General features: G+C 66.3%; 9 protein-coding genes. 8 read left to right on the forward strand and 1 reads right to left on the reverse strand.

Annotated features, from left to right (window positions below):
- Positions 1-4 precede the first annotated feature (4 nt).
- The 4 genes from gspD to pncB all read left to right on the forward strand — a co-directional run bounded on the left by gspD (position 5) and on the right by pncB (position 5,771).
- Complete coding sequence (gspD, locus tag AC5P8Z_RS16300) at positions 5-2,206, forward strand: type II secretion system secretin GspD (RefSeq protein WP_495229522.1); 2,202 nt, start codon at positions 5-7, stop codon at positions 2,204-2,206.
- A 573-nt stretch (positions 2,207-2,779) separates the two neighbouring features.
- Complete coding sequence (locus tag AC5P8Z_RS16305; protein ID WP_286070916.1) at positions 2,780-3,631, forward strand: glycosyltransferase family 2 protein; 852 nt, start codon at positions 2,780-2,782, stop codon at positions 3,629-3,631.
- Positions 3,628-4,467, forward strand: a complete 840-nt coding sequence (locus AC5P8Z_RS16310) for a glycosyltransferase family 2 protein (RefSeq protein ID WP_286070917.1) — start codon at positions 3,628-3,630, stop codon at positions 4,465-4,467. Before AC5P8Z_RS16305 ends, AC5P8Z_RS16310 begins: the two co-directional genes overlap by 4 nt.
- Before the next feature lie 122 nt (positions 4,468-4,589).
- Positions 4,590-5,771 (forward strand): nicotinate phosphoribosyltransferase, encoded by a 1,182-nt coding sequence (gene pncB / locus AC5P8Z_RS16315; RefSeq protein ID WP_033834855.1) that lies wholly within the window; start codon positions 4,590-4,592, stop codon positions 5,769-5,771.
- A 22-nt stretch (positions 5,772-5,793) separates the two neighbouring features.
- On the opposite strand, the gene AC5P8Z_RS16320 is transcribed toward pncB, so the two are convergent.
- Positions 5,794-6,159 carry a hypothetical protein gene (locus AC5P8Z_RS16320; RefSeq protein ID WP_286070918.1) on the reverse strand — a complete coding sequence of 122 codons (366 nt, stop codon included), beginning with the start codon at positions 6,157-6,159 and terminating at the stop codon, positions 5,794-5,796.
- A gap of 457 nt (positions 6,160-6,616) precedes the next feature.
- Here AC5P8Z_RS16320 and AC5P8Z_RS16325 point away from each other — a divergent pair, with 457 nt between their 5' ends.
- The 4 genes from AC5P8Z_RS16325 to AC5P8Z_RS16340 all read left to right on the forward strand — a co-directional run bounded on the left by AC5P8Z_RS16325 (position 6,617) and on the right by AC5P8Z_RS16340 (position 11,655).
- Positions 6,617-7,156, forward strand: a complete 540-nt coding sequence (locus AC5P8Z_RS16325) for a fimbrial protein (protein ID WP_286070919.1) — start codon at positions 6,617-6,619, stop codon at positions 7,154-7,156.
- Positions 7,157-7,241: 85 nt separating this feature from the next.
- On the forward strand, positions 7,242-7,970 hold the full coding sequence (locus AC5P8Z_RS16330) for a fimbrial biogenesis chaperone (RefSeq protein WP_286070920.1): 729 nt from the start codon (positions 7,242-7,244) through the stop codon (positions 7,968-7,970).
- A 92-nt stretch (positions 7,971-8,062) separates the two neighbouring features.
- Positions 8,063-10,627: a fimbria/pilus outer membrane usher protein gene (locus tag AC5P8Z_RS16335; RefSeq protein ID WP_495229523.1), complete on the forward strand. Its 2,565-nt coding sequence runs from the start codon at positions 8,063-8,065 to the stop codon at positions 10,625-10,627.
- Positions 10,618-11,655 carry a fimbrial protein gene (locus AC5P8Z_RS16340; protein WP_286070922.1) on the forward strand — a complete coding sequence of 346 codons (1,038 nt, stop codon included), beginning with the start codon at positions 10,618-10,620 and terminating at the stop codon, positions 11,653-11,655. Before AC5P8Z_RS16335 ends, AC5P8Z_RS16340 begins: the two co-directional genes overlap by 10 nt.
- The last annotated feature ends 170 nt before the right edge of the window (positions 11,656-11,825 follow it).

An 11,825-nucleotide genomic window follows, 5' to 3' on the forward strand; every position in this document is an offset into this window, starting at 1 on the left:
ATGCATGAGCCTGCGTTTTCTTCCCTGGTCCTTTGCCCTCGCGCTGCTGGTCGGCTGCAGCACCGTGTCCGCGCCGCATGTGCAGCGCAAGGGCAACCTGTCGCCCACGGCCGAAGCCGGCCAGGCGGCCGAGGTCGCCGCCGATGCCGCCCGTGACGCACAGGGTGCTCCGCAGGCCGTGATCCGCCGCGGTACCGGCACCATGATCAACCGCGAAGCCGCACGCGCACCGGCACCGGCACTGCATGGCGCCAGCACCGGCGAAGCCACCTTCAACTTCGAGGGCGAGTCGGTGCATGCGGTGGTGAAGGCCATCCTCGGTGACATGCTGGGCCAGAACTACGTGATCGCGCCGGGCGTGCAGGGCACGGTGACCCTGGCCACGCCCAAGCCGGTATCGCCGGCGCAGGCGTTGAACCTGCTGGAAATGGTGCTGGGCTGGAACAATGCCCGCATGGTCTACAGCGGCGGCCGCTACAACATCGTCGCCGCCGACCAGGCCCTGGCCGGCACGGTCGCACCGAGCACCGCGCCGGCGGCCAGCGCACGAGGCTTCGAAGTGCGGGTGATCCCGTTGCAGTTCATCTCCGCCACCGAAATGAAGAAGGTGCTGGAGCCGTATGCGCGGCCCAATGCCATCGTCAACGTCGACAGCGGCCGCAACGTGATCACCCTCGGCGGTACCCGCGCCGAGCTGGAAAACTACATGCGCACCGTCGAGATCTTCGACGTCGACTGGCTGTCGGGCATGTCGGTGGGCGTGTTCCCGATCCAGTCGGGCAAGGCCGAGCAGGTCGCTGCCGACCTGGAGAAAGTGTTCGGCGAGGAGAGCAAGACCCCCAGCGCCGGCATGTTCCGCTTCCTGCCCCTGGAAAACGCCAACGCGGTGTTGGTGATCACCCCCCAGGTGCGTTACCTGGACCAGATCCAGCAGTGGCTGGACCGTATCGATACTGCCGGCGGCAGCGCCCGCCTGTTCTCCTACGAACTGCGCTACATCAAGGCGCGCGACCTGGCCGAGCGCCTCAGTGAAGCCTTCGCCAGCAGCGGCAACCGTGCCGGTTCCAGCCCGGCCTCGCTGGCCCCGGGTGCGATGCCGTCGCAGCTGGGCAGCGACGGCGACCGTGGCATGGACAGCAACAACAGCAGCAGTTTCGGCTCGACCCCGGGCAGCGGTTCCAGTGGTGCCGGCAACGGCAGCATGAACCTGCCGCAGCGCCAGTCCGGCAACGTCAGCGTCAGCCTGGAAGTGGAGGGCGATCGCGTGGGCGTGTCGGCGGTGGAGGAAACCAATACCCTGCTGGTGCGCTCGACCCCGCAGGCCTGGCGCTCGATCCGCGAGGTGATCGAGAAGCTGGACGTGATGCCGCTGCAGGTGCACATCGAAGCCCAGGTGGCAGAAGTCTCGCTGGACGGTGACCTGAAGTACGGCGTGAACTGGTTCTTCGACAATGCCGTGGCCGGGCGTGCACTGACGGGAGCCTTGGGCGGCGTGACCCTGCCGGCAGCAGCGGGTGGCTCCTGGAGCAGCTTCGCCGGTGCCGCGACCGGTGGCGAAGGCCTGGGCTGGGCGTTCACCGGTCACAATGGTGCGGCGGTGGTGAGCGCGCTGGACAAGGTCACCGATGTACGCCTGCTGCAGACCCCCTCGGTGTTCGTGCGCAACAACGCCGAGGCCACGCTCAACGTGGGCGACAAGGTGCCGATCAACACGACTACGGTGAACACCGGCATCGGCACCAGCAGCTACAGCTCGGTGCAGTACATCGACACCGGCGTGATCCTGAAGGTGCGCCCGCGCGTGACGCGCGACGGCACGGTGTTCCTCGACATCGTGCAGGAAGTGAGCAGCGCCTCGAACGTGCCGGAGAACTGCAACCCGCAGGAGCGCAACTGCAACCCGCGCATCTCGACCAAGAAGCTGTCGACCGAAGCGGCGGTGCAGAGCGGCGACACCATCATGCTGGCCGGCCTGATCACCGATTCGGGCACCGATGGCAGCAGCGGCATTCCCGGCCTGAGCCGGATCCCGGTGGTGGGCGCGCTGTTCGGGCAGAAGAGCCGCACCAGCCGTCGTTCGGAGGTGATCGTGCTGCTGACCCCGAGCATCGTGCGCAACAGCCAGGAAGCACGAAATCTGACCGACGAGTACAGCCAGCGCTTCCGAGCGATGGAACCGCTGAACCAGCCGCGCGCAAAGAAGTAAGGGGTTTACGGCCGGGCTGCGCCCGGCACCCGCAGAGGCCAGAGCCGGAGCCAGAGCAACGGCAACAGCGGGTTTACTGAGGGGTGGCGGGGCACTGTGGGTCTGCGGGGACGTCGTAAATACGTCCCTGTAGGCTTGGTCGCCGCATCCATGCGGCTCACACCCCGCAAACCCACAGTGCCCCGCCTTCGACAGTTTCCTGCTGCTGTTGGTAGGTGTCGACCTTGGTCGACACGATCCACGCCATGCGTGGATGCTTTTCGATTCCAATTCGAAATATTCGATTCCGATGGAGATTCATCCACGCATGGCGTGGATCTACCGCAGATCGCAGAAATCTGTCGAAGGCGGGGTGGGTCCGGTGGCGGGGGTGTCAGCCGCATGGATGCGGGTGCCAAGCCTACAGGGACGTATTCACGGCGCCCCCCGCAACTGGACCCACCCCGCCATCCCACGGATAGCCGGCTTCTGCTGTTGCTTCGGCTTCGGCTCTGGCTTCTGCGGGTACCGGGTGCAACCCGGCCGATACCCTCCCAGTGCTAGGCTGTGGCCACCGACAACCACGGAGGCGGGATGGGGGCGATCGTGTTGCTGCCGCTGTGCGTGGACGATGCCGCGCTCGACCGCTGCCTGGCTGCACTGGATGCCGGCACCGCGCCGGGCACCGCGGTCTGGTTGGCCGACGATGCGCAGACCGGTCCGCGTGCGCAGGCGGTGGTGGAACACTGGTTGGCGCATACGCCGCTGCAGGCCGAATACACCCGCCGCGCGCGGCCGCTCGGCGAGGTGGCCCATCTGGACGAGATGCTGCGCGCCTGCGATGGCATGGACGTGGTGGTGCTGGCACCGGACAGCGTGCCGGCGCCGGGTTGGTTGCAGCAGCTGCAGGACGCCTTTGCCCGCGACGCCGCCATCGCGACCGCAACCCCGTGGTGCAACGCGGGAGAAACCGCGGCGTGGCCACGTTTGGGCGAGATCAACCCCGAACCCGATGACGCCGAGCTGCTGGCGCACGTCTGCAGCGGGCTGCCGACGCTGCACCCGGAGCTGCCATCTGCGGTCACCCATGCGGTGCTGGTGCGTGGCAACGCACGCCGTCGCGCCGGTGGCCTGGATGTGGACAGCTATGCCGGCTGGAACGCGGCCCTGGTCGACCTCAGCCTGCGCATGGCCGGCCTGGGCTGGCGCAACGTGCTGTGCGAGACCGCCTTTGTCAGCCGGGCTGGCGAGGCGGTCAGCCGTGATGGCGACCTTGAGGCGCTGGCTGCACGCTGGCCCGGCTGGGTGCCGCGCCTGGCCGATTTCCTGATGCACGATCCGTTGCACGGGCTGCGCGCCAACCTGCAGCAGCGCATGCGGCAGGCGATAATGCCCAGGGAACAGGGCGACCTGTTCGTTTCTTCCGCGCCGGAGCCCCCCGTTTGAATGTTGCCATTGCCGCCATCGTCGTCACCTACCAGAGCGGCAGCACCATCGATGCCTGCCTCTCGCGCCTGCGCCAGGCGCAGGACGTGGCCGAGATCCGGGTGATCGACAACGGCTCGCTGGATGGCACGCTGGACATCGTGCAACGGCACGCCAGCCATGACCCCCGCGTGCGTTTTGTCGGCAATCCGGACAACCCCGGCTTCGCCGCTGCCAACAACCAGGGCGTGGCCGATTCGCGCAGCCCGTGGCTGGCCTTCATCAATCCGGACCTGATGATCGAGCCGGATACCCTGGCCGAACTGCGCAGCCGTGCCGAAAGGCTGGGCGATTGCCTGCTGGGCGTCGAACAGCTGGATGAGCATGGCCATGCCGACGAGGCGGTGCGTCGTCGTGATCCCGATTTCCTCCTGATGCTGCGTTCGCCGGGCAAGGGCTCGAAGCTGGCGGTTCCGCGCGATCCGCAGCAGCCGCTGCAGCGGGTGCCGGCACTGTCCGGTGCGCTGCTGATGATGCCGCGAGCGCTGTTTGAGCGCATCGGTGGCTGGGATGCGGGCTATCGCCTGCACGCCGAAGACCTGGACCTGTGCCGTCGTGCGCGCGACGCCGGTGCGGTGGTGGCGATCGCCAATGACCTGCAGGTCACCCATGTGCGTGGTGTGTCCAGCCGCTCGCGGCCGTTCTTCGTTGAATGGCACAAGCACAAGGGCCTGTGGCGCTATTTCCAGAAGTTCGAAGCGAAGCAGCGTTCGTTGCCGGTGCGGGTGGCGGTGTGGGGCGCGATCTGGGCCCATGCGCTGATGCTGGTGCCGCGCCTGCTGCGCCGGTCGCTGTAGGGCCACAAGCGCACCCACGCATGGCGTGGATCTACTGTAGAGCCGAGCCATGCTCGGCTGCATGCACACGGGATGCGGAGGCTGGCCCCCCGGTTCACGCCGCCGGGCGCATAATCTGCCCCATGCCTATCATCCAGTCCCTGCTCGACACCGACCTGTACAAGTTCACCATGATGCAGGCGGTGCTCCACCAGCACCCCGGCGCGCAGGTGCAGTACCGGTTCAAGTGCCGCACGCCCGGCATCGACCTGGCCCGTTACATCGACCAGATCGACGAAGAGATCAACCACCTGTGCAGCCTGCGCTTCAGTGACGCGGAACTGGACTACATGCGTGGCCTGCGCTTCGTGAAGCCGGACTTCGCCGATTTCCTCGGTCTGTTCCACCTGGACCGCAAGTACATCCAGCTGCGTGCCTCAAAGACCGTGCCGGGCGAGATCGAACTGGACATCACCGGCCCGTGGCTGCACACCATCCTGTTCGAAGTGCCGCTGCTGGCGATCATCAACGAAGTCTGGTTCCGCAACACCACCACGCCTGACTTCGCCGAAGGCGAGCGACGCCTGCAGGCCAAGGCGGCACTGCTGCGCGATACCCCCGGTTTCGAACAGTGCCGCATTGCCGACTACGGCAGCCGCCGACGCTACTCGCGCGACTGGCATGCGCGCCTGCTGCCATTGCTGCGTGATGCACTCGGCCCGCAGCTGGTCGGTACCAGCAACGTGCACTTCGCCCGCCTCTACGGCATGACCCCGCACGGCACGATGGCGCACGAGTACCTGCAGGCGTTCCAGGCGCTGGGCCCACGGCTGCGTGATTCGCAGGTGGCGGCACTCGAGTCGTGGGCGCGCGAGTACCGTGGCGACCTGGGAATCGCGCTGTCCGACGTGGTCGGCCTGGACGCGTTCCTGCGCGACTTCGACATGTACTTCTGCAAGCTGTTCGACGGCGTCCGCCATGACTCCGGCGATCCGTTCGACTGGGGCGACCGTATGCTGGCGCACTTCCAGCAGCGCCGGGTGGACCCGCGCAGCAAGGTGCTGGTCTTCAGCGACGGTCTGGACATCGCCAAGGTGATGCGCCTGTATGACTACTTCCGTGGACGCTGCCAGGTCGCGTTCGGTGTCGGCACGCACCTGACCAATGATCTGGGCCCGACGCCGCTCAACATCGTCATCAAGATGGTCCGCTGCAACGGCCAGCCGGTGGCCAAGCTCAGCGATTCGCCGGGCAAGAGCATGTGCGACGACCCGGGCTACCTGGCGTACCTGCGTCAGGTCTTCGAGCTGCCGCAGCCGGCGTAAGCACGCCGGCCGTCACTGACGCTTACAGGTAGTCAACCACGACCAGGTAGGCGCCCTGCAATGGCTGCTGCTTCGAGCCCTGTACGCTGTAGCGCTCGGAGAAGGCGATATCGCCGGCGCGCATCGCGCTGGCCGACACCGACAGCTTCTGCCCCTGGCGCTTGCCATCGCGCAGCGTCGCGGCCTGGCCGTCAGCCAGTGCCGTTACCGCCACCGTCGAGCCCTTGGCCGACGGCGGGCACGCCGCCAGGCTCAGCTCGCCCTGGGACAGGTTCGTCGTGCAGCCCGGTTCGGCGATGCGGCCGCTGAAGCGGATGCTGCCGCTGCTGGCCTGGGCCACGGCGCTGATGGACATCAGGGCCACGCACAGCAGAAGGGAGGTTCTCATGACACGTTCTCTGGTTCGGTGTGTCCTAGTTAGCGACAGCTGCGATCAGCCTTTAATAGGACGATTCCGAATCTGCTAGGGCCATCACCAACAAAGAGTGATGTGCATCAAATAAGTGAATTTCGGCCTGAAAATGGCCTCTTTCCGCGCGTGTCCGCAGTGCCGGTCAACACGTCGTCGAAGGTCGTTCGCGGCAGGAGTTCCTGCCGTCGCCTTTCCGGCGCCCCTTGTCTGGAGAAATTGCGTACCACGTCACTTTTCGAGCGTCAATGAATTGGCGTTCAGAAAAATAATGAGACTTTCATCACACTTGTGCATATACTTGCGTCACGGATTCAGGGAGAGGTACGTCCGAATCCGGCCACAGGTGAGACGCAAGGATGGGTCTTGTTCGCCCGGCAGTGCTCCTTGCTTCCTCCTCTACTTCCATCTCTTCAGTAGGGTTAGGTAAAAGCGAATGCACAAGATCAACCTCATCGCCGCTCTGATGCTGGCCGCCGCTCCGCTGGCCGCCAACGCCGCCGACGGCACCATCACCTTCACCGGCAAGGTGACCGACAAGACCTGCACCATCTCGACCCCGGGCGGCAAGGACTTCGCCGTCAACCTGCCGACCGTGTCCAAGAACACCCTGGCCACCGCCGGTGCCGTTGCGGGCCGTACCCCGTTCGCCATCAACCTGACCAAGTGCAGCGCCGGCAACGTCGCGACCTACTTCGAGCCGGGTTCGACCGTTGACTTCAACAGCGGCCGCCTGCTGAACCAGGCTTCGGCCAATGCTGCCACCAACGTGCAGCTGCAGCTGCTGGGTTCGAACAACCAGGTCCTGCCGATCAAGGCTGCTGGCGCTGGTCTGGCCCAGACCAACTCGCAGTGGGTCACCGTCGGCACCGACGGCTCGGCCGACCTGAGCTACTACGCTGAGTACTACGCCACTGCCGCCGCCACCCCGGGCGACGTCACCAGCAGCGTCAAGTACACGATCATCTACAACTGATCGTCGTCGTACCCGCATTGGCCGGCGTATCCGCCGGCCCATGCGCCGCGGCCCCTGGCCACACCCCTCGAGCGTAGTACTTCCGATGAAAGCATTCTTTCCCCGGGCGCTGCTGCTGGCAGCGTTCACGCTGCCCTTCTGCCAGAACGCTCTGGCCGGCGTGGTGGTCAATGGCACCCGCGTGATCTATCCGGCGCAGGCGCGCGAAGTCACCGTGCAGGTCGACAACGTGGGCGACTCGCCGGCGCTGGTCCAGGCCTGGATCGACAGCGGCGATGCCAACCAGACCGCCGACACCAGCGATGCCCCGTTCGTGCTGACGCCGCCGATCGCGCGCGTTGAACCGGGCCGCAGCCAGGCGTTGCGCGTGATCTTCTCCGGTGCACAGCTGCCGGCCGACCGCGAGTCGGTGTTCTGGCTCAACGTGCTGGACGTGCCGCCGTCGCCCGACAACGCCGACAGTGGCGACCAGAACTACCTGCAGGTCGCGTTCCGTTCGCGCCTGAAGCTTTTCTACCGGCCGCAGGGGCTGAAGGGCGTCGCCAACGACGCACCGGCAGCACTGCACTGGACGCTCGCCGGCGATCGCCTGCGGGTGGAAAACCCGAGTCCCTTCCACGTCACCCTGGCTGAAGTGCACGCCGTGACCGGCGGCACCGAAAAGGCCGTCGAGGACAAGGGCGCAATGGTTGCACCGAAGCAGAGCCTGGAGTTCGCCGCACCGGCAGGCACCAGCCAGGTCCGCTTCATCACCATCAACGACTACGGCGGCCGCGTGGAACACACGATCCGCCTCGGCAGCACCGGGGGCTGAACGCGCCGCGCCGGCCATGCGCCCGCGCATCCCGCCACCGCCGCCGTGCGGCGAACTGAAGGAATGTCAGTGTGATCGGAAACAGATTGACATTGTCGATCCATCAGGCGATCTGCCTGCTGGCTGCCGGCGTGGCCTGCCCAGGATGGGCACTGGCCGCCCCGGCCAACCTCGGCGAGCAGGCGCTGATGGCGCAGAGTGGTGCGGCCAATGCGCGTGCGCCGGAATCGGCCCAGTTCAATTCCAGCTTCCTGTCTGGCCAGGCCAAGCAGGTTGACCTGGCGGCCTTCACCAACGGCAACCCGATGGTGGCCGGCAACTACCGCGTCGACGTCTACGTCAACGGTGCCTGGCAGGGCCGCCGCGACCTGCAGTTCAAGGCCGATGCGCAGGGGCGTGTGGACGCCTGCCTGCCGCTGCCGATGCTGGAGGAAATGGGGGTGGACAGCGAGGCCGTGCTGCTGCAGCAGGACCCGTCCGTGCCGGCCGACAAGACCAGCTGCGTGCCGGTGCAGCAGCGCATGGCCAATGCCTATGGCATCTATGACAGCGGCAACCTGCGCTACGACCTCAGCATCCCGCAGGTGTTCCTGCGCCGCGAGGCGCGCGGCTATGTCAACCCATCGCTGTGGGACCGCGGCATCAATGCCGGCTTCGTCGGTTACAGCTTCAATGCCATCGACAGCGACAGCCGTGTCGAAGGTGGCCAGCGCAACCGCAGCGCCTACCTCGGTCTGAACGCCGGGCTGAACCTGGGCGGATGGCAGTTCCGCCACGACTCCAACCTGACCTGGTCCGAGGGTGACGGCCGCCATTGGCAGAGCATCGCCACCTATGCACAACGCGGCATTCCGCAGGTGCGCGGCATGCTCACCATCGGTGAGGCCTACACCACCGGCGAGCTGTTCGATTCGATCGGTTACCGCGGCGCCAGCCTGGCCAGCGATGACCGCATGCTGCCCGATTCGCTGCGCGGTTACGCGCCGGTCGTGCGTGGCATCGCCGAGACCAACGCACGCATCGAAGTGCGCCAGAACCAGCAGCTGATCTACTCCTCGACCGTCTCGCCGGGCAGCTTCGTCATCGACGATCTCTACCCGACCGGTTACGGCGGCGACCTGGAAGTGAGCGTGATCGAGGCCGACGGCCGTCGCCGCGAGTTCAAGGTGCCGTTCGGTTCGGTGCCGCAGATGCTGCGCGAAGGCGTGTCGCGTTATGCGCTGACCGCGGGCCAGGTGCGCAACAAGCTGCTGGCCGATGAGCCGTGGCTGGTGCAGGGCACCTACCAGCGTGGCATCGGCAACCAGCTGACCCTGTACGGCGGCAGTGCACTGAGCGATGGCTACCTGTCGCTGCTGTACGGCGTCGGCCTGTCCACGCGCATCGGCGCGTTCGCCGCCGATGTCACCCACGCGCGCACCTCGTTCGACCACTACGGTGACCACACCGGCGCCAGTGTACGCCTGAGCTACAGCAACATGATCGGCGAGACCGGGACCAACCTGACCCTGGCCGCCTACCGTTATTCGACCGAAGGCTTCTACAGCCTGCAGGACGCGCTGTACGGCCGTGATTCGGACAAGCGTGGCATCGATCCGACCACCCGTGGCCGCCAGCGCAGCCAGTTCCAGCTGACGCTGAACCAGCCGCTGGGCCGTCGCGGCGGCGCGCTGTACGTGACCGGCTCGGTGCGTGACTTCTACGACCGGTCCGGCACCTCCAAGCAGTACCAGGTGGGCTACAACAACGCCTGGCGTTCGGTGAACTACGGCTTCTCGGCGCTGCGCACCGAAGAGGGCGTGCTGGGCCGTTCCGATACGCAGTACCTGCTGTCGATGAGCGTGCCGCTGGGCCGTGGCACCCACCCGGTGTCGTTCAGCGCCGATCTCGGCGTGCGCGACCGCGGTGGCTACGACAACAGCCGCGTCGGCATCACCGGTTCGGCCGGCGTCGACAACAACTTCAGCTACGGCGCAGCCCTGTCCGATTCCCGCGAGGGTGGCACCACGGCGGTCGGCAATGCCGAATACCGCAGCCGCTACACAGCGTTGAACGCCACCTACAGCCACTCGCGTGATTTCCGCCAGGCCTCGGTCGGTGCCAACGGAAGCGTGGTCGTGCATCCGGGTGGCTTCACCTTCACCCCGCAGCGCGGCGACACCATGGTGCTGGTGGAAGCACCGGGTGCGCGCGACGCGATCGTCAGCAACGCCCCGGGCCTGCGCGTCGATGGCCGCGGCTACGCCGTGGTGCCGTACGTGTCGCCGTACCGCCTCAACACCGTCACCCTCGACCCGCAGGGCATGGCCCACGACGTGGAGCTGGAAAGCACCAGCCAGGCCATCGCACCGTTCGCCGGTGCCATCAGCTACCTGCGCTTCGATACCCGCAAGGGCAACGCGCTGCTGATCCAGGTGCGCAACCCCGATGGCCGCAGCATGCCGTTCGGTGCGCAGGTCAAGGACGAGCAGGGCCAGCCGGTGGGCATGGTCAGCCAGGGTGGCCGCCTGTACGTGCGCAGCGAGCAGACCCGGGGCCGCCTGCTGGTGGAGTGGGGCGCCGGCGCCGACCAGCGCTGCACCGTCGATTACCAGGTTCCGGCAGACGCCGATGCGTCCAAGACCGGCTTCATCCCGCTGGAGGCAGCATGCCGATGATTTCTTCCCGTGGCCGCAAGGTGCTGGCTGCAATGATGCTGGTGGGTGGTGGGTTGCTGGCGCAGCAGGCCAGCGCGGCCTGCCGCATCCAGATCAACGGTTTCGTTGCCCAGGATGTGCAGATGGACATGGGGCAGATCGTGATCCTGCCCAGCACCCCGGTGGGTGGCGTGATCAAGGAAATCAGCGTACCGATCAACCAGCGGAACAATGTAGCCAGCTGCGACTGGTGGAGTGGCGGCAACTCGACGGGCGAGTACGTCAACGCACCACAGAAGCGGCCGGTGGCCGGCTTTGCCAACGTCTACGAGACCGGCGTCACCGGTGTGGGCATCCGCCTGTTCCGCGACTCCGGCGCGATCCAGACCTACTACCCGCATTCCATCAACTTCGGTGCCAACTCCACCATCTCGCTGATCGGCGGCCAGTTCCGCATCCAGCTGATCAAGACCGCCGCGCAGACGGGCTCGGGCGTAATCGCACCGAATGGCCGTTTCACCACCTATTACTTCGATGGTGACGGTCCCAGCAAACCCGTGCTGACCTCGACCTTCAGGGGCTCGGGCACCACCGTGGTCAGCCCGACCTGCGAAGTGCAGGCCGGCAGCCGCAACATCGCGGTCGATTTCGGCAGCGTGGCCAACACCACCTTCACCGGTGTGGGTTCCAAGGCCGTCGATCGCGATTTCGAGATCCGCCTGAACTGCCAGGGCAGCAACGTGGCCGCCTACCAGAGCAAGATCGGCATCCGCCTGGACGCCGACCAGGACAGCTCGAACATGCCCGGCGTGCTGAAGCTGAGCGCAGCCGCCAACAGTGCCACCCGCATCGGCATCCAGATGGTCCAGCGCGACGGCAGCAGCGAACGTGAAGTGCGCTTCGGCCAGACCATCAGTGTCGGCACCACCGCCACTGGAACCAGTGTGATGAGCCTGCCGCTGCGGGCCCGCTACGTGCAGACCCAGGCCGGTACCGTCGGTGCCGGCACCGCCAACGGGCAGGCGACGTTCACGATCCAGTACGAGTAACACGCGTTTCCCATTGCTGAGTTTCGAGCCGCACGTCGCCCGCCCCGCGGGCGGCGTTGACTGCGTCTTGATCGCGCAAACGTGAAGATCAGAGCTATCATTGCCGTACAGAAACATGAATGTGATGTACGTCATGGAAATGACCTCCTCTTCACTGCAGCGCCCCCGCC

It is taken from the genome of Stenotrophomonas sp. YJH_SMC_17 (genome assembly GCF_059371655.1).